Genomic DNA, 24728 nt, shown 5'->3' on the forward strand with positions numbered 1-24728 from the left:
CGCACTTTCCCCGAGGGTGGACGTTAGCCCACCGACCCTTCCAACGAAATCGCCACCAACTGCTGCGCTTCCATGGCAAACTCCATCGGCAGCGCCTGCAACACATCACGGCAGAATCCGTTGACGACAAGCGCCACCGCCTCTTCCTCGTCCATGCCACGGGCGCGGCAATAGAACATCTGATCGTCATCCACCTTGGAGGTGGTGGCCTCATGCTCTACCCGGCTCGAGTTGTTCTTGACCTCGATATAGGGCACGGTATGCGCGCCGCATTTGTCACCAATGAGCAGGCTGTCGCATTGCGTGTAATTGCGGCTGTTCTTGGCCTTGGGGTGCATGCTGACCAACCCACGATAGGTGTTCTGTGCATGGCCCGCGCTGATGCCCTTGGACACGATGCGTGACCGGGTATTCTTGCCCAGATGGATCATCTTGGTGCCGGTATCGGCCTGCTGATAGTTGTTGGCGATAGCGATGGAATAGAATTCGCCTTGGCTGTCATCGCCGCGCAGGATGCAGGACGGGTATTTCCAAGTGACGGCAGAGCCGGTTTCCACCTGCGTCCACATCACCTTGGCCCGGTCGCCCCGGCAATCGGCGCGCTTGGTGACAAAGTTGTAGATGCCACCCTTGCCGTTCTCATCGCCCGGATACCAGTTCTGCACCGTGGAATATTTCACCTCGGCGTCTTCCTCGATGATGATCTCGACCACAGCGGCATGCAACTGGCTGGTGTCACGCTTGGGCGCGGTGCAGCCCTCAAGATAGCTGACATACGATCCCTTGTCGGCGATGATCAACGTCCGCTCGAACTGCCCCGTATTCTCGGCATTGATCCGGAAATAGGTGCTCAATTCCATCGGGCAGCGCACGCCGGGCGGCACATAGACAAAAGACCCGTCTGAAAAGACCGCCGAATTCAGCGTGGCATAGAAATTGTCACTGACCGGCACGACAGAGCCGAGGTATTTCTTGACCAGTTCAGGATGCTCGCGGATCGCCTCGGAGATGGAGCAAAAGATCACCCCGGCCTGGCGCAGTTCCTTTTGAAAGGTGGTACCCACGGACACCGAATCAAACACCGCATCGACCGCCACTTTACGGCCTTCGGCGGGCGCATCCTCTGCCCCCTCAACCCCGGCAAGGATCAACTGCTCCTTAAGCGGAATACCCAGCTTTTCATAGGTTGCCAGCAGCTTGGGATCGACCTCGTCCAATGACTTGGGCTTGACCTCCATCGACTTGGGACGCGCATAGTAATACTGCGCCTGAAAATCGATCTTGGGGTAATCGACCATCGCCCATTCGGGCTCTGTCTTGGTCAGCCAGCGACGATAGGCTTCAAGCCGCCACTCGGTCATCCATTCCGGCTCTTCATTCTTGGAAGAGATCAGCCGCACGATGTCCTCATTCAGGCCAAGCGGCGCGTAATCCATCTCGATATCGGTATTCCAGCCGTATTTATACGCCTCGCCGACTTGACGGACCGCATCGACGGTTTCCTGGTCTACCCCGTCTTTGACCTGAACCTTGTCCACAGCAGCCATTCCCCTCTCCTTACGTCTCAGGCCAAACGGCCACGATGTTTTTGCAAGCGCTTCAGCCAACTCTCGGCAAAGCGTAAAATGTCGTCCTCGGTCGTCTGCGGCCCCAGCGATACGCGGATAGCGCTTCCCGCCATGGCCTCGTCAAACCCCATCGCGCGCAGCACCCGACTGGATTTGACCTTGCCACTGGAGCACGCACTCCCGGCAGAGATCGCAAACCCGGCAAGGTCCATCGCCATCACCTGTGTTTCGCCCTTCCATCCGGGCGTGATGAAACAACTGGTGTTCGGCAATCGCGGCGCAGCTTTCCCGACAAAAATAGTCTCATTTGAAAACTCTGCAATGGTATTTTCTAGAATGTTTCTAAGTTTTTCGATGGGGGCCCAAATACCCTCGGCCAAATCATGCCCGGCCGCCTCTGCCGCAGCCCCGAATCCGGCGATTCCAACCACATTCTCGGTGCCCGCACGGCGGCCCATTTCCTGCCCACCCCCTCGGATCTGCGCCGCAAGATCGGTGCCGCGCTTGATCACCAGCGCCCCTACCCCTTTCGGTCCGCCAAGTTTATGGGCAGAAATCAACGCCATCTCGACACCGGACCAGTTAAAGGCCAGCGGCAGCTTGCCAAAGGCCTGGGTCATATCGCTAACGGCCAGCCCTTTTGGCAGCGCTTGCACCACGCCGGTTTCGGAATTGGCCAGTTGCAAGACAGCCTGCGCCGGATCCGCAACCGCAACCCGCCCGTCGGTATCAGCCGGCAAATCGGGCGTGATCCAAGACGTCAGCGCGTCATGCTCGACCGCAGCACCATGGAGGTGTCGCCCAATACAGGCGAGCGCCGCCGCTTCGGTCGCCCCAGAGGTGAAAATCACATCAGCCCCATCCGCGCCAAGCGCCGTCGCCACTTGCGCCCGCGCCCGCTCGATCAGCCCTTTGGCGGCGCGCCCCTCGGCATGCACGCTCGAGGGGTTGCCGATCAGATCCATCGCGTCCAGCATGGCCTCGCGCGCTTCAACGCGCAGCGGGGCGGTTGCGTTATAATCGAGATAGACTCTCTGCATGATTGTCCGTTCTTCCAAGTGAAATACGCAGGGTCTGCGACAGCACAGCCCTTACACAGGCCTGATCACTCGTCATCCACCACGGCAAAAAGATGCGGCACCGCCGGACAGGGTGCCAACGAATTGCCCGCCACATCGCTCAGCCGCGTTTGGTGCAAGAACACATAGACATGCGCGCTCAGCCCCTCCCACAAACGGTTGGTCATCGACTGCGCCCGCGATCCGCTCGCGGCCCCCGAGGCACCCGCGCCCTTGTGCAGCGCATCAATCGTCTCATCCACTGCCGCCAGAATATCCGTGACCCGGATTTCCGACGCCGGGCGCATCAGACGATAGCCCCCACCGGGCCCGCGCACCGATTTCACCAGATCTGCCCGCCGCAATTTGACGAAAAGCTGCTCCAGATACGGCAGCGAAATATCCTGCCGCCTCGAAATATCGCCAAGAGTTACCACCGATCCCGCCGGCTGCAAGGCGATATCGACCAGTGCAACCATCGCATAGCGCCCTTTTGTGCTCAGTTTCATTGGAGTCCCCCCACGCGAACAGATTGACCTTGCGCGACACAAGGCTTATCTCGCTCTGAGCCATCCTGGCCCGGATCACAATTTAGAACATTTCTAAGGTGCCCGAGCGAAGTCGTCAAGATTATCGCACTCACCCATGAAGAGGACACAGGGAACCCATGCCCGAGGTTATCTTTCCCGGCCCCGAAGGCCGGCTCGAAGGCCGCTACCACCCGCAAAAGGAAAAAGACGCGCCCATCGCGATCGTGTTGCATCCGCATCCGCAATTCGGCGGGACCATGAACAACAAGGTCGTGTATAACCTGCACTACGCCTTTTACAACATGGGCTTTACCGTGCTGCGCTTTAACTTCCGCGGGGTCGGTCGCAGCCAAGGCGAATACGATCAAGGCATCGGTGAATTGTCCGATGCAGCCTCGGCGCTTGATTACCTGCAATCCATGAACAACAATTCCAAACATTGCTGGGTCGCCGGCTTTTCCTTTGGCGCTTGGATCGGCATGCAGCTTCTGATGCGGCGGCCCGAGATCACCGGCTTCATCTCTGTGTCGCCCCCAGCCAATATGTATGATTTCAGCTTTCTGGCACCCTGCCCCGCCTCTGGCCTGATCATCAACGGCAGCCATGATCGGGTGGCCCCGCCTGCGGATACCAAGTCTTTGGTGAACAAGCTGCATGAACAGCACGGCATCACCATCACCCATCAAGAGGTCGAGGGTGCGGATCACTTCTTCAAAGAGCCGCATATGGACACGATGATCGGATCGGTCAGCACCTATGTCAAACGGCGCCTGACCGAAAATACACGCTAAGGAGCACCCGATGGGCGTGACCGAGGATTTGGCCGACGAATTGGCCCGCGACGTGATCAAGGCGGTCGAGGCGACCGGCGATGAGATGATTATCACCGATGTGCAAAAGATCCTCGGGGCCACCTCACAAACGGCCGAAGAGGCGTTCTTGACCGCTGTGCGTGTGCGCCGCGCCAATATCAAGGCGCGGGCCTATCTCGTGGAAAAGCTCAAACGCATGAAGGCCGCAAAAGAGGCCGCCGCTGGCGCTAAAAACGACAGCGGCGACGCCTGAAGCCTCAGGAGCGCAGGCGTGCGCCCTCTGGGTCGAACGGTGCCGCGTGCAGAATATGCGCGCGGTGCGGGCGACCCAGCACCATCACTTCCACCGCATCGCCCGGCATCGCCCCGCCCTTGACATAGCCAAGCGCCAAACTCATGCCGACGGAATAGCCATAAGCCCCCGAAGACACGCGCCCCACGCCCAAACCATCCTTGAAAATCGGCTCGCCACCCGTGGCATCGGCATTGGATGCGCTAACATCCGCCTCCTCCAGATGCAAGATCACCAGCCGCTCACGGGGTTCTTGGCCGATCACCGCCTCAAGCGCGGGCTTATTGAGAAAATCCTTGTCCATCTTGCACAGCGCGGCAAGCCCCGCCTCTTGCGGCCAATATTCGGGGCTATATTCGCGGCTCCACGATCCATATCCTTTCTCGATGCGAAGGCTCATCAGCGCCCGGCTGCCCACAGGCCCGGCCCCAATCTCGCGGCCCGCTGCCAACAAGGCGGCGTAAAGCTGCGCCTGATCCTCGGCGGGACAATGCAATTCCCAGCCAAGATCGCCGGTGAAACTGACACGGATCGCAACGCAATCGACTCCAGCCAGTTCAATCCGCGCCGAGCGCATAAAGGGGAAATCCTCTGTCGCCAATGAGGCATTGGTCAGCCGTTGCAGCATCTCGCGCGATTTAGGCCCGGCCACGTTGAACCCACAGACCGTATCGGTCAGGCTCTCGAAAGTGGTCCCTTCCGGCAACGGCACGGCATCAAAGAACCGCTTGTGATAACGCTCGGCCATGCCCGAGGAGATCACCCAGAACTCGTCTTCGGCCAGCCGCGTTACGGTGGCATCGCCCGCGATGCCGCCCCGCACGCCAATCAGCGGCGTCAGGCACGACCGCCCCACCGCCTTGGGCATCCGGTTGGCAAAGACCGCGTTCAGCCACTCCTCCGCCCCCGGCCCCTTGACCCGGTATTTGGCAAAATTCGAGATGTCGATGATACCGGCCCGCGCGCGCAGCATCTTGCATTCCTCACCCACCGGCCCCCACCAATTCTGGCGGGTAAACCCGTTGGTGTCAGTCGTGCCGGGCGCGTCAGAGAACCACAGCGGATGCTCCCAGCCATAGTTCAGGCCAAACACCGCACCCATGTCTTTTTGCATCTGATAGACGGGCCGTGTCCGCAAAGGCCGCCCCGCGCTGCGCTCTTCATTCGGAAAATGGATCGAAAAGCGATGCGCGTATTGATCGCGAACCTTGGCCTTTACGAATTCGCGATTATTGGCCCAGAGACCAAACCGCGCGACGTCCCACGCAAACATATCATATTTCATTTCGCCGTTGATCAGCCATTCGGCGACCATCCAGCCCATGCCCGCCGACTGGCTAAAGCCGGGGATGATGCCATTACAACAGAAATACCCCTTAAGCTCGGGCACAGGCCCAAGAATCACGTTGCTGTCGGGTGACCAGATCATCGGGCCGTTGATCACCCGCTTGATCCCCGCCGTGCCCACCACAGGCACCCGGTCTATCGCGCGCAGCATGTTTTCTTCAATCCGCTCCAGATCGTCGGGAAATAGGTCATGCGCAAAATCGAGTGGCGTGCCGTCCTCGGCCCAGAACCGCATATCGCGCTCATAGGCGCCGATCAGCAGCCCCTTGCCCTCTTGGCGCAGGTAATATTCCCCGTCGCGATCCGCCACCGACGGCAAACGCCGATCCAGGCCCGCAATCTCAGCGATCATTTCGGTGACGAAATACTGGTGTTCGGTGGGTTGCAGCGGCAATTCGATGCCCGCCAGCTTGGCCACCTCACGCCCCCAAAGCCCTGCCGCGTTGATCACCCAAGGCGTATGGATATTGCCCTTGGGCGTCTCGACGATCCAAGACCCATCCGCCTGCTGCACTGTCGCCGTAACCGGGGTGAAGCGGTGGATTTCCGCACCGCGCTGCCGTGCGCCCACCGCATAGGCATTGGTCACGCCAGACGGATCAACATTGCCGCCATCGGGCTCATACATGATGCAGCGGATACCGTCGAAATTCACCAGCGGATGCAGGCGTTCTGCCTCGTCCCGGCCAATTTCATGAAAATTCATGCCGTAAAGCTTGGCCTTGGCAGCTTGCAGGCGCAACTGATGCTCGCGATTCTCGGTCTGTGCCAGATAGAGACTGCCGGGCTGGAACACGCCACAGCTTTGTCCGGTCTCTGCCTCCAACTCGTTATAGAGGTTCATCGTGTAATGTTGCAGCCGGCTGATATTGGCACTGTCGTGCAGCCCGTGGATATTCGCAGCGGCATGCCATGTGCTTCCGCTGGTCAATTCATTGCGCTCCAAAAGGACAACATCGGTCCACCCGAGCTTGGTCAGGTGGTAGAGAATCGAGCATCCGATAACGCCGCCGCCGATCACGACAGCCTGTGCATGGGTTTTCATGGGGGGTCCCTTTGGAATTTTCTGCCCATATCCTGAAGCGGTGGACCGCAATTCGATTGCCGATCCCCGACATATTCTGTCGCTGTGATGCAAGTCAGCGCCAATGAGCAAAAGATTGGCCTGCCCCCACAGGGACAGGCCGCACACCAAATAAATCGGTCAGAAGAGTCAGAGCTGCGTTACCTCAGCAAATGCCAAAGGTCTCGCTGATCACCGTGCTTCCGGCAACCTTGACCGACACTTTGACGCCGGTCGGGATGCCGAACTTGGTGCAAATGTCCAAACACGCTTCGGCAGCAGTGCCATCGGGGATGGATACGGGCAGAGGCAGGCAATGTTTGCCAAGCCCGAGTGGAAGGTTGATACAGACTTGATGGTTTGACACGCTGACAGAGATGCACTGAGCCGCGACCGCAACATGCCCGCCACCCGCCGGAAGAGCGGACTGTGCGGTCAGATTCTTGGCTGCGGTATGGCCCTCATGCCTGCGGCGGGCGACGTCAAGGGCGGCATCAACTGCGCTTTGATCAAATTCATAAAAATCTTGTGCCATTTCAAAGGCCTCCTAGGTTAAATTGATGTTACCCGCACAATAACGCGAGCAATTAACTAATACTTTAAAGGGATAATCTTTTCAATGATTCTCCCTATGATTGTATTTTGACAAGATTTGTTAAAGCAATCTCTGGTGGATTCTGTGCCATACCGCGCAAAGCCCTAGGCAAATACGGCATAATCTGTCGCTAACAGACATGATCTTTCCAGCGCCACTGGCAGGCTCTGGCAAAATCTCAGGGAGTTATAAAATGAAGACCAGCACCCGTGTGGTCGTGATTGGCGGCGGTGTCGTCGGCTGTTCCGTGCTCTATCACCTGACCAAGCTGGGCTGGTCAGATGTCATGCTGTTGGAGCGTTCGGAATTAACCTCCGGCTCTACCTGGCACGCTGCGGGCGGGTTTCACACGCTCAATGGCGATACCAATATGGCGGCCCTTCAGGGCTATACCATCCGCCTTTACAAGGAGCTTGAAGAGATCACCGGCATGTCCTGCGGGCTGCATCATGTTGGCGGTGTGACGCTTGCCGACAACCGGGACCGCTTTGACATGCTTTTGGCCGAGCGGGCCAAACACCGCTACATGGGCCTCGACACCCATATCGTAACACCCGAAGAAATCGCCAAGATCGCGCCGGTGACCAATATCGAGGGGATCATCGGCGGTCTCTACGATCCGCTGGACGGGCATCTTGACCCGTCTGGCACCACCCATGCCTATGCAAAGGCTGCGCGCATGGGCGGGGCCAGCATCGAGACGCATTGCATGGTGCGTGAAACCAAACAGCGCGCCGATGGCACTTGGGACGTTGTAACCGACAAGGGCACCATCCACACCGAGCATGTGGTCAACGCGGGCGGCCTCTGGGCGCGCGAGGTGGGGGCAATGGCGGGCGTCTACCTACCGCTGCATCCGATGGAACATCAATACATCGTCACCGACGAAATTCCCGATATCTACAACCGCGAAACCGAACATCCGCATGTCATGGACCCCGCCGGCGAAAGCTATCTGCGCCAAGAGGGTCGCGGGCTGTGTATCGGCTTTTATGAACAGCCTTGCAGGCCATGGGCGGTTGACGCCACGCCGTGGGATTTTGGCCACGAGCTCTTGCCCGACAACCTCGACAAGATCGAAGCCAGCATCGAATTCGCCTATCGTCGTTTTCCCGTTCTGGAAGAAGCGGGCGTCAAATCGGTCATTCATGGCCCCTTTACCTTTGCCCCCGATGGCAACCCGCTGGTCGGCCCCATTCCCGGACTGCGCGGCTATTGGTCGGCCTGCGGCGTGATGGCGGGCTTTTCTCAGGGCGGTGGCGTCGGCCTCATGCTGGCGCAATGGATGATCCACGGCGAATGCGAACGCGACGTTACGGCGATGGATGTGGCGCGCTTTGGTGACTGGATCACACCGGGCTACACCCGCCCGAAAGTGATTGAAAACTATCAGAAACGGTTCAGCGTCAGCTACCCAAACGAAGAACTGCCCGCCGCCCGCCCTTTCCGCCAAACACCGATGTACGAGGTCTTCGACGGTATGGGCGCAGTCTGGGGCGCACAATATGGTTTGGAGGTGGTCAACTACTTTGCCAAAGCCGACGAACCGCGCTGCGAGACGCCCTCGTTCCGCCGCTCCAACGCATGGGATGCAACCGCGCGCGAGGTCAAAGCCGTCCGCGAGGCCGTGGGCATCAATGAGGTGCATAATTTCGGCAAATACCTTGTCACTGGGCCAAATGCCCGCGATTGGCTCGACCGGATCATGGCCGGGCGCATTCCCAAGCCGGGGCGGCTCTCGCTCACGCCGATGCTCTCGCCCAAGGGGCGGCTCTGGGGCGATTTCACGGTCTCTTGTCTCAATGACACGACCTTTCAACTCACCGCCTCTTATGGCGCGCAAGCTGTCCATATGCGCTGGTTCGCGCAGAACGAGGCGACAGGCGTGCGTGTTGAGAATATTTCCGACCGGCTTAACGGGTTCCAAATCGCAGGACCAAAAGCGCGCGAGGTGCTCATGGCCTGCACCCGTGACCCGCTGGGCGAGATGCGCTTTATGGATGTGCGCCGCGCCACCGTGGGGATGGTTGACTGCCTTGTGCAGCGTGTCAGCTATACCGGTGATCTGGGTTATGAGATTTTCTGTGATCCGATGGCACAACGCGCGCTCTGGGATGTGCTTTGGTCGACGGGGCAAAAGCACGGGATGCGGCCCTTTGGGATGCGGGCGATGATGTCACTGCGGCTGGATCGGTTCTTTGGCTCTTGGCTCAACGAATTCTCGCCAGACTACACGCCCGGCGAGACCGGGATGGACCGGTTCATCAGCTTTACCAAGAACACCGATTTCTTTGGTCGCGCGGCGGCCGAGGCGGAGCGTGCGACAGGTGCGGCGCGTAAACTGGTGGCGTTTGAGGTCGAAGCGCTGGACGCCGATGTCAACGGATACGAACCGGTCTGGATCGACGGCGAGGTGCGTGGCTTTTGTACCTCGGGCGGCTATTCGCACCATGCGGGCAAATCCATCGCGCTCGCCCTCATTCCCGCAGATCTGGCCGAGGCGGGGCTGGAGGCCGAGATCGAAATCTTGGGCCACAAGCGGGCGGCAAAGATGCTCACCGAAGCACTCTTTGACGTGGACGGGGCGCGGATGCGCGGCTGAAATGGAAAACCGGCGCATGCTCAGGGGCAAGCGCCGGTTTTTTACGTATTTTCAGGGATATGAACGGCTAAGTTAATCTTTTGACGCGTCCGGGTCAGGTTGCCCCACCCCAAGGAACACGCGCTTGAGCGGCACGATCCAAAGGAATCCCAACCCCACGTAAATCAGCAATTCCACCCAGATCGAGGGCCGATCCATCCAGTTCACAAGGGTCACTGCCGCCACCACATAGGCAGGCAAGCCCACCAGCAACACCACCAATGACCAGCGTTTCCGGGCCTTGTAACTGAGCGGCATCGGTCCTCCTCAATCTGCGAAAGGGTCTGTCACGAGGATCGTATCCTCGCGCTCGGGTGAGGTAGATAGTAGGGCGACGGGACAGTCGATCAACTCTTCGACGCGGCGCACATATTTGATGGCCTCGGCGGGCAGATCGGCCCAACTGCGCGCGCCCTCGGTCGATTGCGACCAACCCGGCAGCTCTTCATAGATCGGCGTGCACCGCGCCTGTTGATCGGCAGCGGTCGGCAGATAATCCAACCGCGTGCCGTCCAGATCATAGCCCACGCAGATTTTCAGCGTCTCGAACCCATCAAGCACATCAAGTTTCGTGAGTGCGATGCCAGTGACGCCAGAGGTCACGCAGGTTTGCCGCACGAGACAAGCATCAAACCAGCCGCAGCGCCGCTTGCGCCCCGTCACCGTACCAAACTCATGCCCGCGCTCGCCAAGGCGTTGACCATCCGCATCGTGCAATTCGGTCGGAAACGGCCCTTCGCCCACGCGCGTGGTATAGGCCTTGACGATGCCCAACACATAGTCAATCGCCCCCGGCCCAAGGCCCACGCCGGTGGCCGCCTGACCGGCGATCACATTGGAAGAGGTCACAAACGGGTAGGTGCCAAAATCAATATCCAGAAGGGCGCCCTGCGCGCCTTCAAACAGAATCCGCTTGCCCGCGCGGCGCTGTTCATTCAGCACCTTCCACACCGGAGCGGCATAGGGCAGGATCTGCGCCGCGATGTCTTTCAGCTGAGCAATCAGGGCCTCACGATCAACCGGGGCGATGCCAAGACCGCGCCGCAACGGATCGTGATGCTGAAGCGCGCGGTCCACGCGCGCGATCAAAGTGGCCTCATCCGCCAGATCCGCCACCCGGACCGAACGACGCCCCACCTTGTCCTCATAGGCAGGCCCGATGCCGCGCCCTGTGGTGCCGATCTTGGTGCCTTTGCTGGCCGCTTCTTCGCGGGCGCGGTCCAATTCACCGTGAATCGGCAGAATGAGCGGGGTGTTTTCGGCAATCATCAGCGTCTCGGGTGTGATCGTCACGCCCTGCTCGCGGATCGAGGCGATCTCTTTGACCAGATGCCAAGGGTCCAGCACCACACCGTTGCCGATGACGCTCAGCTTGCCACCCCGCACCACGCCAGAGGGCAGCGCGTTGAGCTTGTAGACCTTGCCGTCGATCACAAGAGTATGGCCCGCATTATGGCCACCCTGAAAGCGCGCGATCACATCGGCGCGTTCACTCAGCCAATCGACGATCTTGCCTTTTCCCTCGTCCCCCCACTGGGCCCCGACGACGACGACATTTGCCATGATTTACCCCTCGGCATTTGGTCCAAACCGCGCGCCGGTATAACGGGGGGATGCGCCGGGTGAAACATCTAATTCACCACAGCCCCCCGAGACGCCGGTACATTCCCCGATTTGGCACGCCAGAGCCGATTGCCGGGTTGCGGGCGGGCGCGGAATTGCATAGATAGCGGCAGATCGAGACATAAGCACAGGCCCCCTGATCCATGGAAAATGTCGTTCTGACCGTCCATCTTCTTCTCGCGCTCGCCCTTATCGGCGTGGTGCTGCTGCAACGCTCCGAGGGCGGCGGGCTTGGCATGGGTGGCGGTGGTGGCGGGGCCATGACAGGCCGCGCGGCGGCCACAGCCTTGGGCAAGATGACATGGATTCTCGCGGCGGCATTCATCGTGACCTCGATCACGCTGACCATCATCGCGGCGCAAAATGCCGCTGGGGTCTCGGTTCTGGACCGTCTGACCGATCAGCCGCCCTCAGCAGAGACGACCACGCCTGCGCTTCCCGATGTTGACGCATTGATGCCACCGCCTGCAGGCGATACGGCACCTTTGACACCGACAGCGGACTGACACAATTCTTTGAGGGCACGACGGGATTACGCAACATCATCTAGCGGTTGGCTTGCGTAATCCTCGCGAATCCTGTAGAGGTTAAATCCCGTGGCAGGGTGGTCTTTTGGGCCATCTCTGGGTTTTTTGACCGACCATAAAAAACACGAGATCACGGGGGCCTCAGCGCATGGCACGATATATTTTCATCACCGGCGGCGTTGTGTCTTCGCTCGGCAAAGGGCTTGCTTCGGCCGCACTTGGGGCGCTGTTGCAAGCGCGCGGATTCTCGGTACGGCTCCGCAAACTTGATCCCTATCTCAATGTCGATCCTGGCACGATGTCGCCTTTTGAGCATGGCGAAGTCTTCGTGACCGATGATGGTGCCGAAACCGATCTTGATCTTGGCCATTATGAACGGTTCACCGGCGTGCCAGCACGGATTTCTGACTCGGTCAGTTCCGGGCGCATCTATTCCAATGTCCTGGAAAAGGAACGTCGCGGCGATTACCTCGGCAAAACCATTCAGGTGGTGCCGCATGTCACCAATGAAATCAAAGACTTCCTGAGCATTGGTGAGGATGAGGTCGATTTCATGCTCTGCGAGATTGGCGGTACTGTCGGCGATATCGAGGGGTTGCCCTTCTTCGAGGCGATCCGCCAGTTCAGCCATGACCGCCCGCGCGGACAGTGCATTTTCATGCATCTAACCCTCCTGCCCTATCTTGCTGCCAGTGGCGAGCTAAAGACCAAACCGACGCAACACAGCGTCAAGGAATTGCAGAGCATCGGCATCGCGCCTGATATCCTTGTCTGTCGCTCGGAACAGCCGATCCCGGACAAGGAACGCGAAAAGATCGCGCTCTTTTGCAATGTCCGCAAAGAGCACGTCATTGCGGCCTATGACCTCAAGTCGATCTACGAGGCCCCGCTGGCCTATCATCGCGAAGGTCTGGATCAGGCCGTGCTCGATGTGTTTCAGATCAGCCCGGCGCCCAAGCCGGACCTCACAGTGTGGCTGGATGTGGTGGACCGCATCCAGAATACCGACGGCGTGGTCAATATCGCCATTGTCGGCAAGTATGTGCAGCTTGAGGATGCCTACAAGTCGATCAAGGAGGCGCTCATTCACGGCGGCATGGCCAACCGGGTCAAGGTCAATGTCGAATGGGTCGACGCCGAGATTTTCGAGCGTGAAGATCCCGCCGCACATCTTGAGGGCTTTCACGCCATCCTCGTGCCCGGCGGCTTTGGCGAACGCGGCACCGAGGGCAAGATCAAGGCAGCAGAATTCGCCCGCACCCGCAAGATCCCCTACCTTGGCATTTGCCTTGGCATGCAGATGGCGGTGATTGAGGCCGCGCGCAATGTGGCCGGCATGAAGGACGCCGGATCAGAAGAATTCGATCATGAGGCTGGCAAGCGCCGGTTCGAACCGGTGGTCTACCACCTCAAGGAATGGGTGCAGGGCAACGAGAAGGTTCAGCGCAAGGTCAGCGATGACAAGGGCGGCACCATGCGTCTTGGGGCCTATGATGCCGTGCTCAAGGACGGCACGCGGGTTGCGGCGATCTATGGCACCACCGCGATTGATGAGCGTCACCGCCACCGCTATGAGGTGGACACCAAGTATCGCGAGAAGCTCGAGGGCTGCGGCCTGACGTTTTCGGGGATGTCGCCCGATGGCCGCCTGCCCGAGATTGTGGAATGGTCGGATCACCCGTGGTTCATCGGCGTGCAATATCACCCCGAACTGAAATCCAAGCCTTTCGCACCGCATCCGCTCTTTGCGGATTTCGTGCGCGCGGCGCTTGCAACCTCGCGTCTGGTCTAAGACGCGCGCCTCAGCCCTTAACGGGGAAGAGGAAACAGCGGTCGCGCCGGATCATCAACCAGAGCGCCTTGCCCGGTCTGGGCAGGAACACGTTAGGCACGGTGGCCTTGAGTAGTGACCCGTCGTGATCCATACGAAACTCGACCAGGCTCTCGGACCCCATGAAGCGCGCGCGCTCGACCACACCGCGCGCGGGCGTGCCATCCTGTGGGGTTGGATTGGGGCCGCGCCCGTGCCGGTCAAAGTCGATCTTGATGTGCTGTGGCCGGATCACAATCTCGACTTCGCTGCCCTCATAGGCCCCGGGAGAGAGGAACTGACCAAACGGGGTATCAACCAGCGAGCCGCGCACCCGCCCCCGGATCACATTGACCTCTGAGAAAAACGCCATGGCGCTGCGATCCACAGGGGCATTGTAGACGTTATAGGGCGCGCCCTGCTGCACGATCCGCCCGTCGCGCATCAGCGCAATCTCATCAGCCATGCGCATCGCCTCTTCGGGCTCATGCGTCACCAATAGCACCGCCGTATCCTGCTCGCGCAGAATTTCCAGCGTCTCGTCGCGGATACCGTCGCGCAGGCGGTTATCAAGACCGGAAAAAGGCTCGTCCATCAGCATGATACCGGGGCGGGGTGCCAACGCCCGCGCAAGGGCGACGCGCTGCTGCTCGCCCCCGGAAAGTTCATGGGGATAGGCGTTAAGATATCGCGAAAGCCCAACCCGATCGAGCAATTCCTCGATGCGACGTTGCTTGGCGGCCTTATCCCCGCTCAGGCCAAAGCCGACATTCCGCGCCACGCTCAGATGGGGGAACAGCGCGAAATCCTGAAACATCAGACCGATATGACGCCGCTCGGGGGGCACGCGATAGACCGTGTCACAGACCAGCGAGCCATCCACCCAAATCTCGCCCGAATCCTGCATCTCGACCCCTGCGATCATCCGCAGCGTCGTCGATTTGCCACACCCAGACGGCCCCAGCAGGCAGGTCACATGCCCCGGCATCACCCGCAAGGAGACGTTATTGACCACATGCCGACCGTCGTAGCGGCGCATCAGGTTCTTGATTTCCAGCCGGGGAATTGGGGTCTGCACCGGGGCCTCTTGGTCTATCCGATCAATTCTATCGGGTTTTGTCCGCTGGAAATATCAACCCCTCGCCACCTGTGCAAGCCATATGGCGGCCGTCCGTTGACAGCCCGGCACAGAGCTGTTTGGTTACAACGATCTTTCACCCTCAGGAGTTGCTCCCCATGCGGATTTTGACCGGCGCTTTGGTTGCGCTTTGCCTTACCATACCTGCGCATGCACAGGATGAGCGCGCCACCCGTGTCGCTATTGCCAAGGACTATATCGACGCCACCGTGACCGACGCGGACATCGAGGAATTTATTCGCCGCCTCTGGCAGCCTATGATCCAGCAAATGGCGGCCAACGGTCAGCAACTGTCAGAAGAGCAGCTTGCCGAGATCGACAAACTTTTTCTCGATCACCTGACACAGCCCCTGACCGATGTGATGCGCAAGCAAGATGAGGTCATGGCCGACCTCATGACATTAGAGGAGTTGACCGCCCTGCGTGATTTCTACACCTCGGAGCACGGCGGCGCAGTCATGCGCAAGATGCCGCAATTGGCACAAATTCAGCAGCCGATGATTTCAGCCACGCTTCAAGACGCAATGCCAGATATCATGCCCAAGATCGAAGCGATCACCACGCCTCAATAACTCTGCGCTTCAGGCTTTGGGCAGGTCCATCATAGCGGTGAACTCGGCCTCTGCGGCGAGTTCACCCTCAACCTCTGCAATCCCCGAGAATTTCCAGACCTTGCCCCCCGGCTTGCCCCGCGTCGTGTGCAGCTTCATTTCAAGCACATCGCCCGGCACCACCATGCGTCGAAACTTGGCGCTGTCGATGGCCATGAAATAGACCAGCATATTGCGATCCTGCATCTCAAGCGCGGTGCCCACCATTACGGCAGCCGTCTGCGCCATGGCCTCGATGATGGTGACGCCGGGCATGATCGGCTTGCCGGGAAAATGCCCTTGGAAATGCGGCTCGTTCATGGTCACGTTCTTGATCCCACGCGCCGATTGATAACCGTCAATGTCGACCACCTTATCCACCAGCAAAAACGGATAACGATGCGGGATGATCCGCTGAATCAGATGAATATCTGCGGATTTGAGGGACTCGGTCATGGGTTGTCCTTTCACGTGCCGTGCCCCGCGTGCGTAGCAATCCGCAGGACTATGGGCAAGATGACTTGCGTTACCTAATCGTTCGTTGGGGCGGATTGGCTTGGCGTCTGATCGCTGGGCACCGCCGCATCTGGCGCCAGCGGCCCAACACCGATCTGTGCATTGATCCGCAGCACTGCCAAGTCCGTGACATCTGCTGCGCCGCTGTGCAACAACACCGCGCGCGCATCAATCATCACCATTGCATTGGCCTCGTTAAGCAGGTCCGACAGCACCGGCTGCACGACACGCATGAACTGAATCGGGATCAATTCGCGCCGCCGTTCCAATTCCCGAGAGCGCCGCTCGCTCTCAAGACGCAGCTCTTCGACCCTTTGGTCAAATGCATCGGCCATGTCCCGGAACGCATTGGGTGCCGTGGTCGCGCGCAACGCGGTCAGCCTCTGCTCTTCCGCTTCCAGCTCCTGCGCGATCGTCTCATTATACGCGATCAGCCGGTCCCGCTCGGCCTGAATGTCTTGTTGCAAACGCTTGCCATATTCGGACTCGAGCAGCATGCGCTCGGGGTCGATCACCAAAACATCGCTCTGGATCACGCCGATCTGTTGCGCATAGAGAGGAAAGGCGGCGCCAAGAGTGACCCCTAGGCACAGGCCCAACCGGGCAAGCGCCGCACGCATGATCAGAATTCCGTGCGAACGGTCAGATCAAAGGTCTGCTCGATATCGCCCGGTTCCTTTTCGAGGGCCTTGGAAAAATTCATCCGGATCGGACCAAATGGCGACGACCAGAACAAGGAAACACCAATCACGTGGCGCGCCTTGAACCCTGTCGACGACAGTGTATTGCCCGGCGCAACCGATCCCCGGTTTCCAATACCCCAGATCGAGCCGATATCGTAAAAGGCACCGCCCGTGATGCCATATTCATCCGGCAGACCAAGTGGGAACTCTGCTTCAAACTTGAGGGCTGCGAAAAAATCACCGCCCAAAAGCTCGTTGCCTTCGATCGGCCCCATGCCGTTCGGCTCAAACCCGCGAATGACCTGAGACCCAAAACGATTGAGGAACCGGCTATCCCTGCTTCCAGAGAAGTTGAGCGCGCCCCCTTCAAGGATTGCGCGAAGCGTCACATCCTCGTTCAAGACCGTGGTCTGTCCCACAAGCCGCGCCGTGGTTTTGATGAAATCGTTATCCCCACCAAGTCCAGCGAATTCCTGGCCAAAGGACAAAAGCACACCGGCATTCGGGTTTAGTCCACCGGCCCGCGTGTCAAAGCTGAAATTATAGCCCACGGAACTGGTCCATAGCCCGCCTTGCGCGATCTCGTTCTGAAGAATGCCGGACGTGCCCTGATAGTCGGTCATATCCTCGTAGCTGGTATTGTAATAGACATTCAGGCGTGTGTTCTCGCCAGTCGGAAACGTCAGACTGGGCCGGAACGTCCCGATTGCCGTATCAAAAAGACTGTTGTCGCTTTCGGTTTCCCGGAAAGAGAAATCGAGACCAAGCGCCACGTCCCGTCCAAGAAAGGCCGGTTCAACAAACCCCAAGTTGTAGTTAATGTTGTCAGCCGTCGCGAGAATCTGAGCCGTCAGTTGCTGACCGCGCCCGATGAAATTGCGCTCGGAAAAGCCAAGCGAAACGCCAAGACCCGAGTTTGTCGAGAAACTCGCCCCGACCGAAACGGTGCCGGTTGTGGTTTCCTCGACATCTGTTTCGATCACAACCTGATCGGGGCGTGATCCCTCGCGGGCGTTCACGTCGACGTCCTCGAAATAGCCCAAAGCCCGGATACGGTCCGCAGCCTGTTGGATCGAGCGCGGGTTAAAGGGATCACCCTCGGCCTGATCGAATTGGCGCCGGATCACGCGGTCAAGCGTGGTGGTGTTGCCTTCAATGTCGATCCGCTCGACAAATACGCGCGGACCGCGTTGGATCACAAATTCAACATCCAGCGTCAAATCCCGGTCGTTGCGCGTGATCCGTGGCTCGACGCGCATGAAATCGACACCATTCTTGAGCGCCAAACGCTCCATCCGGGCGATGGAGCTTTCGACCAGCGTCGGTGAATAGACCACTCCGGGTTTGATCTTGAGTGTGTCACCATAGATTTCGGCCTCGACACCGTTAATTTCGCTAACGGTGGTGATTTCCCCAAACCGGAACTGTTGGCCTTCTTGAATGTTGAAGGTAACGAAATAGGCATCCCGCTCGCGCGCAAGCTCGGCATTGGTGCCGGTGACGCGAAAATCGACAAACCCGCGCGAATTGTAGAAATCGCTCAGAACCTGCCGATCAAAATTGACGCGGTCCTCGACGAATGTGTCCCGTTCGATCAGGGCGCGCAGAAGGCCTGTCTGCTTGCTTTCAACCACACGACGAAGGCGCGTGTCGGAAAAGGCCTTGTTGCCAACAAAACCGATGCGCTGAACCTCGATCTTGCGCCCTTCAAAGATTTCAAACACCAGATCGACGCGATTGTCGCTCCGGCGGATCACTTTGGGTGTCACCCGCGCAGCGATGCGGCCATTCTGGCTATAGGCCTCAGAGATAACGCCAGCGTCCCGCTCGGCCTGTGTCGGGCTGAACACCTGACGCGATTTGCTCTGGATGAACCCGGCAAGGTCTTCATCCTTGATCTTGTCGTTACCCTCAAACGCGATCTGGTTGATCGTCGGAAACTCGACCACGCGGATCAAAAGATTGCTGCCCTGCGGCACCAGCTCCACATCTTCAAAAAGACCCGATCCAAGGATTTTTTGGTACGCGTCGTTCAACTGCCCCGCCGAGACCGTCTCGTTGCGCGCAATGCCCGCATAGGACAGAATCGTTCCGGTTTCGATCCGTTGGTTTCCTTCAATCGCCACAGAAGAAAAGCGATAGGATTGCGCTTCGGCCCGCTGGCCCGTTCCAAGCAGAAAAACAACAAAGAAGAGCGCGAAGATGCCACCTGCGCCTATCCGCGCCGCAAGAAAAAGGTTGCGGCCCTTTGGCCGATCCACGTCGCGATTATTCATTGCTCAAACCCAGTCAGACATCCCATTGAGGATGTCAGTAACCCGTCTGTCTGGCCTTGTCAAAATGCGAGTGCGGGCCACGCAACCTCACAGCTCATAGGGTGCCGATATAGGCCGCCGCCAAGAGTGCCGCCCCAAGGGTCGCCACATAGAGCAGGAAATCCGCGTTCACATGCAAAAGCACGCGTGCCCCGCGATAGCCATTTCTGATCTGTTGCATGTCATGCCCCGGTATCGAAAGTTTCAGATTCGGCACGAAAGTGACACAGCCGTTCGGCAACAACATGCCCAGAATGTGGCAAATTTCTGACAAGCGGCCCTTACAAGGTCCGCCCTTAGATATCTTGCGCGCTTGCCATGCCCCGGCTGACCATGAACTGTCGAAGCCGCGTCAAACCTTCCTCGATATCCGCCGTGGCACGGGCATAGGAAAACCGCAGCGTTCCCGCCCCGCGCAAGGGATCAAAATCAAGCCCCGGCGTGACCGCAACCCCTGCGTGTTCCAGAATTTCGGCAGCAAAGGCACGGCTGTCTTGGGTCAGATGGCTGACATCGGCATAGACGTAAAACGCTCCATCGGGCGGCGCGATACGGTCAAACCCTGCCTTGGGCAGCCCCTCCAGCATTAGCGCCCGGTTGCGCCGGTAAACGGCCATATTGGCCTCCAACTCCTCGGAACAGTCCATCGCCGCAAGGGCCGCCACCTGACTGACATGGGGCGGACAGATAAAGAGGTTCTGCGCCAGCCGTTCGATGACGCGCACATGATCTTCGGGCACCACCATCCAGCCAATCCGCCAGCCCGTCATCGAAAAATACTTTGAGAAAGAATTGATCACATAACAATCGTCAGTGATTTCCAGCGCTGAGACCGCACGACGCTCATACTCGATGCCGTGATAAATCTCGTCACTTATAAATGCCGCGCCCTGCCCCTCTGCCGCCGCAATCAACCCGCCAAGCGCCGCGCGGTCCAGCATCGTACCCGAAGGATTCGCCGGGCTGGCAACCAAGAGCCCCTGCAAATCCTGTCCCTGCAAATCGTCCGGCACCGGCTGCAGGCGGTTTTCCGCCGCCGTCTCGATATCCACCGGCACAAGATCAAGCGCGCGCAGGATCTGGCGATAGCTGGGATAGCCCGGCGCGCCGATCCCCACACGGTCACCCGCGTCAAAAAGCGCTGTAAAGGCCAGAATGAAGGCCCCGGACGAACCGGGCGTAATCACCACACGTTCTGGGTTCAAATCGAGATTATACCAATCGCCATAAAGCTGCGCGATCCGTGCCCGAAGCGCTGGCAGGCCAAGCGCCACGGTATAGCCCATGGGCTCTGTCGCCATGGTTCGGGCCAACGCCGCGCGCGCACCCTCTGGCGCGGATGTGCCGGGTTGCCCTACTTCCATGTGGATAATGTCACGTCCCGCAGCTTCGGCGCGGCGGGCGGCCTCCATCACATCCATCACGATGAAGGGATCAATTTGGCTCCGGGTTGAGTTCCGCATTGGTTTTCTCCTAGACTGACCCCACATGTGACCCGTCTCACTGGAAAAGGCCGCCAAGGTCAATGCTGCTTCTCCGTCTTGCCCTTCTCTCGCTTCTCCTGTCGCTGGCGCTGCCGGCGCGTGCCGTCACGCTCTTGCGCGACCCAGACATCGAACAGGCTTTGCGCGCGCTGGCCGCGCCAGTGCTTCAGGCGGCGGGGCTTAGCCCGGCGCGGGTGGATATCCTCGTGATTGACGATTCGAGCATGAATGCGTTTGTCATTGATGCCGACAGCATCTTTATCCATTCCGGCTTGATCCTTCGGATGGATACACCGGCCATGCTGCAATCTGTGATCGCGCATGAGGCCGCGCATATCGCCAATGGCCACCTGATGCGCCGCCCGATCAATGCCCGCAACGCCCGCACAGCAGCAGCGCTCGGAACGGCCCTTGCGGCGGTCGCTGGGGCCGCGGCGGGCAGTGGAGAGTTTGCGGTAGGGGCCGCTGCCGGGCTTCAAGGTGCGGCACTACGCAGCTTCTTTTCCCACACCCGCGCCGAAGAAAATGCCGCTGACGCCAGCGGCATGCGCTTTCTCATGGCCGCAGGAATTGACCTGCGCGGGGCGGTCCAGGTGATGGAGCTTTTTAACGGCCAAGAGGCGCTCTCGGTGAACCGACAGGATGCCTATGCCCGCACCCACCCCTTGTCGCGCGACCGGTTCCGCCGGATCACCCAATTGGCCGAAGCACAGGGCCGCACCGTCGCCCCCGATCCCGAGGCAACCTATTGGTTCGCCCGGGCCAAAAGCAAACTTTCCGCATTTCAACGCTCTCCCAAATGGACCCTGACCCGCGCCGGGGAATTTGGCTATCCTGACATAAAGCTGATGCGCCAGGCCATCGCCTATCACCGGCAGGCAGATTTGCGCCGCGCGCTGGCCGCGATTGACGGGGCTGTGGCTCTGCGGCCCAACGATCCCTATTTGCACGAATTGCGCGGTCAGATCCTCATGGAAAGCCGCCAGATCAAGCCCGCCGTTGCCGCCTATGCCCGCGCGGCCAACCTTGCCCCCAACAATGCGCTTATCCTTGGCTCTTATGGGCGCGCCCTCTTGGCCGACAATCAGACGCAAAAAGCCGTGCAATTTCTCGAAACCGCACGAAGCCGCGATGGCCGTGATATCCGCATCCTGCGTGATCTGGCGCAGGCCAACGCCAAGCTGGGCAACAATGGCATGGCCTCAGTGCTGACCGCTGAACGATATGCCATCGCGGGGCGGCTCAAAGATGCTAAGATACACGCCGAACGCGCCTCCAACCTCTTGCCCCGTGGTTCCGCCGCATGGCAAAGAGCACAGGATGTACTGTTCGCTGCAGAAGCCGAAGAAAAACGGAGAAAATGATCCTGATGCCACGTATGATCCTATCCGCCGCCAGCCTTGGCCTCTGCTTTGCCTTCGCACAGCCTGCCGCAGCTCTCGACCTTGAGAGCCTGAGCGACGCAGACCGCACGCTTTTGCGCGCTGAAATTCGCGAATACCTGCTGGCAAACCCCGAAGTGATCATGGAAGCAGTTGCCGTGCTGGAACAGCGCGAGGCCAAAGGTCAGGCCGAGGCCGATAGCGATCTGGTCAAGGTCAATGCCGAGGCGCTGTTCAATGATCCCAACTCTTGGGTCGGCGGCAATCTGGACGGCGATCTGACCCTTGTGGAATTCATGGACTATCGCTGCAGCTATTGCCGCCGCGCCCATGAAGACGTGAAGGGTCTGTTGGCCGCCGATGGCAACATCCGCTTTATCATCAAGGAATTCCCGATCCTGGGTGAAGAATCGGTTATGGCCTCGCGCTTTGCCATTGCCACGCGTCAGGTCGCAGGCGATGAGGCCTATGCATCTGTGCATGACGCCCTGATGGCATATTCGGGCAGCATGAGCGAAACGGGCTTTACCCGTCTGGCCGATTCACTCGGTCTTGATGCTCCGGCGATCATCGCCGAAATGAACAGTGACGCGGTGACCCAAGTGATCGCCGCCAATCACGCCCTTGGCCAGCGGATGCAGATCAGCGGCACGCCCTCTTTCGTGATGGGGGATCAGATGCTGCGTGGGTATCTGCCACAGGACGCCATGCAGCGCATTGCCGACGAGATTCGCGCGCAATAGCCATGCTGCGACGTTCCCTTTGGACGGCCCTTGTTCTTGGGGCCGCTGGACCTGCATGGGCGCAAGACCTTCCGGATCAGTCACGCCCCTTCTTGGGCGCAGAGATCCGTGATGTCTTGATCGAAACACCCTCGCTGCTTGCCCCTTTACGAGAGCCCATTCCGCTGACGGCCGCCGATCTTTATGGCGACGAGTCCGCGCGCGATCTGAACCTTCTCAAACGCGCTGCGCCGCGCCTCTTTGCACCTGACCTGCCCGGTTTCGGCCCCAAGGGTGCCACCGCCGCACTTGCGTTCTTTACGCAGGCGGATTGCGCCGATTGCGCCAGCGCCGAGGCCGAGTTGCGAGCGCTTTCAGACCGGCTTGGCCTGCGTATCAATACGTTCGATATGGCCAACGACACGGCCCTTGCCACCGAACTCGGTCTTGATATGGCTCCCTCTTATGTCCTGCCGGATATGCTGCTGCGCGGGGCCATGCCCGCTATCGTGCTAGAAAAATACCTCACCCCATAAACAGGAAAGGCGCGCCACCGGGGCGCGCCTTTTGTCTCTTGCAAGGCAGATACAGATTAGTTGACCAGCGTCGCTGCCGCCGCCTGTGCCATGGCCTCAATCCCGAACATATTGACGATACCAAGCAGCATCACCGCCGCTGATCCCATCAGGAACAGCCATTGCACCGCCGAACGGCCGGTTTGCAGCCCCGCACCCTCTTCGCCAAAATACATGTAGAACACGATCCGCAGATAGTAAAAGGCACCAATCACCGAGGCGATAACACCAGCAATCGCCAACCACGCCAACCCGCCCTCATAGGCGGCGCGCAGCACATAAAGCTTGCCGAAAAAGCCCAAGAGCGGTGGCACACCGGCAAGGCTGAACAACAGGATCAGCATGGCAAGCGCCCGGCCCGGCTCTGCACGCGAATACATCGCAAGGCTGCGAATATCCGTCACCGGTTGCCCATCCCGCTCCATCGAAAGGATAAAGGCAAAGGTGCCGACGTTCATCGTGACATAGATCGCCATATAGATCAGCATCGCCTGCACGCCAAAGACCGTGCCTGCCGCCAGCCCCATCAGCGCATAGCCCATATGCGCAATCGACGAATAGGCCATCAGACGCTTGATATCGGTCTGGCCAATCGCCGCAAAGGCCCCAAGGAACATCGACAGCAGCGCCAGAAGCGCCAGCACCTGCTGCCAATCCGCGACCACACCGCCGAACGCATCATGGACCACACGGGCAAATAGCCCCATTGCCGCCATCTTGGGGGCGGTGGCGAAGAATGCGGTAATGGGTGTCGGCGCGCCCTCATAGACATCCGGGGTCCACATATGGAACGGAACCGCCGAAATCTTGAACGCAAGACCCGAAATAACGAACACCAGACCGATCAAAAGGCCCACGGGCGCCTGACCTTCAGCCGCCGCAATGATCCCGGAAAACAGCGTCGTGCCCGCATAGCCATAGGTTAGCGACGCGCCATAGAGCAAGAGGCCCGACGACAACGCGCCCAAAACGAAATACTTAAGGCCCGCTTCGGTTGATTTGGCGCTGTCCCGACGCAGCGACGCCACAACATAAAGCGACAGGGATTGCAATTCGAGGCCCATATAAAGCGCCATAAGATCGCCCGCGCTGACCATGACCATCATGCCAACCACAGCAAGCGCCACCAAGAGCGGATACTCAAACCGCAGGATACCGCGCCGCTGCATGTAATCCTGCCCCAGCACCAGCACCGCCGCTGCCGACAACAGGATCGTGACCTTGGCAAAGCGCGCAAAGCCATCGTCGTTGAACATTCCGCCAAAGGCCGTACGAGTGCCCTCGCCCGACGCACCGATCCAGATCGCCAACAAGGCAAACAGCCCCGCCGTCACCCAGACCAACATGCCCGCCATGCGGTCTTGCCCGGTATAGGCCACGCCCAACAGCGCCAAGATCGCATAGACCGAGAGCACGATCTCGGGCAGGATTATGGTTAGATCAGCCTGCATGTCTCA

General features: G+C 59.3%; 23 protein-coding genes. 9 read left to right on the top strand and 14 right to left on the bottom strand.

The features are described 5' to 3' along the window. Window positions 1–23: 23 nt before the first annotated feature. The 3 genes from sufB to ACLGGT_RS17275 form a co-directional block, all read right to left on the bottom strand. Window positions 24–1547, bottom strand: coding sequence for a Fe-S cluster assembly protein SufB (sufB, locus tag ACLGGT_RS17265; RefSeq protein ID WP_008280957.1), 1524 nt, complete (start codon window positions 1545–1547; stop codon window positions 24–26). 17 nt (window positions 1548–1564) lie between these two features. Then, window positions 1565–2608 carry a cysteine desulfurase family protein gene (locus ACLGGT_RS17270; protein ID WP_437196999.1) on the bottom strand — a complete coding sequence of 348 codons (1044 nt, stop codon included), beginning with the start codon at window positions 2606–2608 and terminating at the stop codon, window positions 1565–1567. 65 nt (window positions 2609–2673) lie between these two features. Further along, window positions 2674–3135, bottom strand: a complete 462-nt coding sequence (locus tag ACLGGT_RS17275) for an Rrf2 family transcriptional regulator (RefSeq protein ID WP_008280959.1) — start codon at window positions 3133–3135, stop codon at window positions 2674–2676. A gap of 158 nt (window positions 3136–3293) precedes the next feature. Between ACLGGT_RS17275 and ACLGGT_RS17280 the strand changes: the two genes are divergently transcribed. Both ACLGGT_RS17280 and ACLGGT_RS17285 read left to right on the top strand, forming a co-directional pair. Further along, window positions 3294–3947, top strand: a complete 654-nt coding sequence (locus ACLGGT_RS17280) for an alpha/beta hydrolase (RefSeq protein ID WP_008280960.1) — start codon at window positions 3294–3296, stop codon at window positions 3945–3947. A 10-nt stretch (window positions 3948–3957) separates the two neighbouring features. Next, window positions 3958–4221, top strand: a complete 264-nt coding sequence (locus ACLGGT_RS17285; RefSeq protein WP_008280961.1) for a hypothetical protein — start codon at window positions 3958–3960, stop codon at window positions 4219–4221. Between the two features lie 4 nt (window positions 4222–4225). On the opposite strand, the gene ACLGGT_RS17290 is transcribed toward ACLGGT_RS17285, so the two are convergent. Next, entirely contained in the window at window positions 4226–6652 is a 2427-nt protein-coding gene (locus tag ACLGGT_RS17290; protein WP_008280962.1) for a GcvT family protein, read from the bottom strand. Between the two features lie 184 nt (window positions 6653–6836). Further along, window positions 6837–7205 (bottom strand): hypothetical protein, encoded by a 369-nt coding sequence (locus ACLGGT_RS17295; protein ID WP_008280963.1) that lies wholly within the window; start codon window positions 7203–7205, stop codon window positions 6837–6839. Window positions 7206–7458: 253 nt separating this feature from the next. Here ACLGGT_RS17295 and ACLGGT_RS17300 point away from each other — a divergent pair, with 253 nt between their 5' ends. Next, window positions 7459–9867 (top strand): GcvT family protein, encoded by a 2409-nt coding sequence (locus ACLGGT_RS17300; protein WP_437197000.1) that lies wholly within the window; start codon window positions 7459–7461, stop codon window positions 9865–9867. A gap of 72 nt (window positions 9868–9939) precedes the next feature. Here the strand turns inward: ACLGGT_RS17300 and ACLGGT_RS17305 are convergent, their stop codons facing one another. Both ACLGGT_RS17305 and ACLGGT_RS17310 read right to left on the bottom strand, forming a co-directional pair. Then, window positions 9940–10164, bottom strand: coding sequence for a DUF2842 domain-containing protein (locus ACLGGT_RS17305; protein WP_008280965.1), 225 nt, complete (start codon window positions 10162–10164; stop codon window positions 9940–9942). Window positions 10165–10173: 9 nt separating this feature from the next. After that, entirely contained in the window at window positions 10174–11469 is a 1296-nt protein-coding gene (locus ACLGGT_RS17310; protein ID WP_008280966.1) for an adenylosuccinate synthase, read from the bottom strand. Between the two features lie 203 nt (window positions 11470–11672). Between ACLGGT_RS17310 and secG the strand changes: the two genes are divergently transcribed. Together secG and ACLGGT_RS17320 are read left to right on the top strand one after the other, a co-directional pair. After that, complete coding sequence (secG, locus tag ACLGGT_RS17315; protein WP_437197001.1) at window positions 11673–12035, top strand: preprotein translocase subunit SecG; 363 nt, start codon at window positions 11673–11675, stop codon at window positions 12033–12035. A gap of 169 nt (window positions 12036–12204) precedes the next feature. Beyond that, on the top strand, window positions 12205–13848 hold the full coding sequence (locus ACLGGT_RS17320; RefSeq protein WP_437197002.1) for a CTP synthase: 1644 nt from the start codon (window positions 12205–12207) through the stop codon (window positions 13846–13848). A gap of 10 nt (window positions 13849–13858) precedes the next feature. Here the strand turns inward: ACLGGT_RS17320 and ACLGGT_RS17325 are convergent, their stop codons facing one another. Then, window positions 13859–14944: an ABC transporter ATP-binding protein gene (locus tag ACLGGT_RS17325; protein ID WP_008280969.1), complete on the bottom strand. Its 1086-nt coding sequence runs from the start codon at window positions 14942–14944 to the stop codon at window positions 13859–13861. A gap of 158 nt (window positions 14945–15102) precedes the next feature. On the opposite strand from ACLGGT_RS17325, the gene ACLGGT_RS17330 reads away from it, so the two are divergent. Further along, on the top strand, window positions 15103–15576 hold the full coding sequence (locus tag ACLGGT_RS17330) for a DUF2059 domain-containing protein (RefSeq protein ID WP_437197003.1): 474 nt from the start codon (window positions 15103–15105) through the stop codon (window positions 15574–15576). Window positions 15577–15585: 9 nt separating this feature from the next. Here ACLGGT_RS17330 and fabZ read toward each other — a convergent pair whose 3' ends face one another. The 5 genes from fabZ to ACLGGT_RS17355 all read right to left on the bottom strand — a co-directional run bounded on the left by fabZ (window position 15586) and on the right by ACLGGT_RS17355 (window position 20571). Next, window positions 15586–16050, bottom strand: a complete 465-nt coding sequence (fabZ, locus tag ACLGGT_RS17335; protein WP_008280972.1) for a 3-hydroxyacyl-ACP dehydratase FabZ — start codon at window positions 16048–16050, stop codon at window positions 15586–15588. Between the two features lie 74 nt (window positions 16051–16124). Beyond that, on the bottom strand, window positions 16125–16730 hold the full coding sequence (locus ACLGGT_RS17340) for an OmpH family outer membrane protein (RefSeq protein ID WP_437197004.1): 606 nt from the start codon (window positions 16728–16730) through the stop codon (window positions 16125–16127). Between the two features lie 2 nt (window positions 16731–16732). After that, on the bottom strand, window positions 16733–19069 hold the full coding sequence (bamA, locus tag ACLGGT_RS17345; protein ID WP_437197005.1) for an outer membrane protein assembly factor BamA: 2337 nt from the start codon (window positions 19067–19069) through the stop codon (window positions 16733–16735). A 94-nt stretch (window positions 19070–19163) separates the two neighbouring features. Further along, a complete protein-coding gene (locus ACLGGT_RS17350) occupies window positions 19164–19289 on the bottom strand; it encodes a hypothetical protein (protein ID WP_257788536.1) in 126 nt (41 codons plus the stop codon). A gap of 115 nt (window positions 19290–19404) precedes the next feature. Then, window positions 19405–20571: a pyridoxal phosphate-dependent aminotransferase gene (locus tag ACLGGT_RS17355; RefSeq protein WP_437197008.1), complete on the bottom strand. Its 1167-nt coding sequence runs from the start codon at window positions 20569–20571 to the stop codon at window positions 19405–19407. 62 nt (window positions 20572–20633) lie between these two features. Here ACLGGT_RS17355 and ACLGGT_RS17360 point away from each other — a divergent pair, with 62 nt between their 5' ends. The 3 genes from ACLGGT_RS17360 to ACLGGT_RS17370 are packed head-to-tail and all read left to right on the top strand — an operon-like array spanning window position 20634 to window position 23232. Then, window positions 20634–21956, top strand: coding sequence for a M48 family metalloprotease (locus tag ACLGGT_RS17360; RefSeq protein WP_008280977.1), 1323 nt, complete (start codon window positions 20634–20636; stop codon window positions 21954–21956). Beyond that, window positions 21953–22717: a DsbA family protein gene (locus tag ACLGGT_RS17365; RefSeq protein WP_008280978.1), complete on the top strand. Its 765-nt coding sequence runs from the start codon at window positions 21953–21955 to the stop codon at window positions 22715–22717. The genes ACLGGT_RS17360 and ACLGGT_RS17365 overlap by 4 nt, the downstream gene beginning before the upstream one ends. Window positions 22718–22719: 2 nt before the next feature. After that, window positions 22720–23232: a hypothetical protein gene (locus tag ACLGGT_RS17370; RefSeq protein WP_437197010.1), complete on the top strand. Its 513-nt coding sequence runs from the start codon at window positions 22720–22722 to the stop codon at window positions 23230–23232. A gap of 56 nt (window positions 23233–23288) precedes the next feature. On the opposite strand, the gene nuoN is transcribed toward ACLGGT_RS17370, so the two are convergent. Continuing rightward, the gene (gene nuoN / locus ACLGGT_RS17375) at window positions 23289–24722 is read right to left on the bottom strand and encodes an NADH-quinone oxidoreductase subunit NuoN (RefSeq protein WP_008280980.1); all 1434 of its coding nucleotides are present in this window, start codon (window positions 24720–24722) and stop codon (window positions 23289–23291) included. Window positions 24723–24728 lie beyond the last annotated feature (6 nt).

The organism is Roseovarius sp. MS2 (assembly GCF_051447875.1).
In the GTDB taxonomy this organism is placed as follows: Bacteria; Pseudomonadota; Alphaproteobacteria; order Rhodobacterales; family Rhodobacteraceae; genus Roseovarius; species Roseovarius mucosus_A.

Coding starts and splice junctions, on each gene's coding strand:
- sufB (WP_008280957.1), bottom strand. CDS start 1,547: ATGGCTGCTGTGGACAAGGTTCAGGTCAAAGACGGGGTAGACCAGGAA.
- ACLGGT_RS17270 (WP_437196999.1), bottom strand. CDS start 2,608: ATGCAGAGAGTCTATCTCGATTATAACGCAACCGCCCCGCTGCGCGTT.
- ACLGGT_RS17275 (WP_008280959.1), bottom strand. CDS start 3,135: ATGAAACTGAGCACAAAAGGGCGCTATGCGATGGTTGCACTGGTCGAT.
- ACLGGT_RS17280 (WP_008280960.1), top strand. CDS start 3,294: ATGCCCGAGGTTATCTTTCCCGGCCCCGAAGGCCGGCTCGAAGGCCGC.
- ACLGGT_RS17285 (WP_008280961.1), top strand. CDS start 3,958: ATGGGCGTGACCGAGGATTTGGCCGACGAATTGGCCCGCGACGTGATC.
- ACLGGT_RS17290 (WP_008280962.1), bottom strand. CDS start 6,652: ATGAAAACCCATGCACAGGCTGTCGTGATCGGCGGCGGCGTTATCGGA.
- ACLGGT_RS17295 (WP_008280963.1), bottom strand. CDS start 7,205: ATGGCACAAGATTTTTATGAATTTGATCAAAGCGCAGTTGATGCCGCC.
- ACLGGT_RS17300 (WP_437197000.1), top strand. CDS start 7,459: ATGAAGACCAGCACCCGTGTGGTCGTGATTGGCGGCGGTGTCGTCGGC.
- ACLGGT_RS17305 (WP_008280965.1), bottom strand. CDS start 10,164: ATGCCGCTCAGTTACAAGGCCCGGAAACGCTGGTCATTGGTGGTGTTG.
- ACLGGT_RS17310 (WP_008280966.1), bottom strand. CDS start 11,469: ATGGCAAATGTCGTCGTCGTCGGGGCCCAGTGGGGGGACGAGGGAAAA.
- secG (WP_437197001.1), top strand. CDS start 11,673: ATGGAAAATGTCGTTCTGACCGTCCATCTTCTTCTCGCGCTCGCCCTT.
- ACLGGT_RS17320 (WP_437197002.1), top strand. CDS start 12,205: ATGGCACGATATATTTTCATCACCGGCGGCGTTGTGTCTTCGCTCGGC.
- ACLGGT_RS17330 (WP_437197003.1), top strand. CDS start 15,103: ATGCGGATTTTGACCGGCGCTTTGGTTGCGCTTTGCCTTACCATACCT.
- fabZ (WP_008280972.1), bottom strand. CDS start 16,050: ATGACCGAGTCCCTCAAATCCGCAGATATTCATCTGATTCAGCGGATC.
- ACLGGT_RS17340 (WP_437197004.1), bottom strand. CDS start 16,730: ATGCGTGCGGCGCTTGCCCGGTTGGGCCTGTGCCTAGGGGTCACTCTT.
- bamA (WP_437197005.1), bottom strand. CDS start 19,069: ATGAATAATCGCGACGTGGATCGGCCAAAGGGCCGCAACCTTTTTCTT.
- ACLGGT_RS17350 (WP_257788536.1), bottom strand. CDS start 19,289: ATGCAACAGATCAGAAATGGCTATCGCGGGGCACGCGTGCTTTTGCAT.
- ACLGGT_RS17355 (WP_437197008.1), bottom strand. CDS start 20,571: ATGCGGAACTCAACCCGGAGCCAAATTGATCCCTTCATCGTGATGGAT.
- ACLGGT_RS17360 (WP_008280977.1), top strand. CDS start 20,634: ATGCTGCTTCTCCGTCTTGCCCTTCTCTCGCTTCTCCTGTCGCTGGCG.
- ACLGGT_RS17365 (WP_008280978.1), top strand. CDS start 21,953: ATGATCCTGATGCCACGTATGATCCTATCCGCCGCCAGCCTTGGCCTC.
- ACLGGT_RS17370 (WP_437197010.1), top strand. CDS start 22,720: ATGCTGCGACGTTCCCTTTGGACGGCCCTTGTTCTTGGGGCCGCTGGA.
- nuoN (WP_008280980.1), bottom strand. CDS start 24,722: ATGCAGGCTGATCTAACCATAATCCTGCCCGAGATCGTGCTCTCGGTC.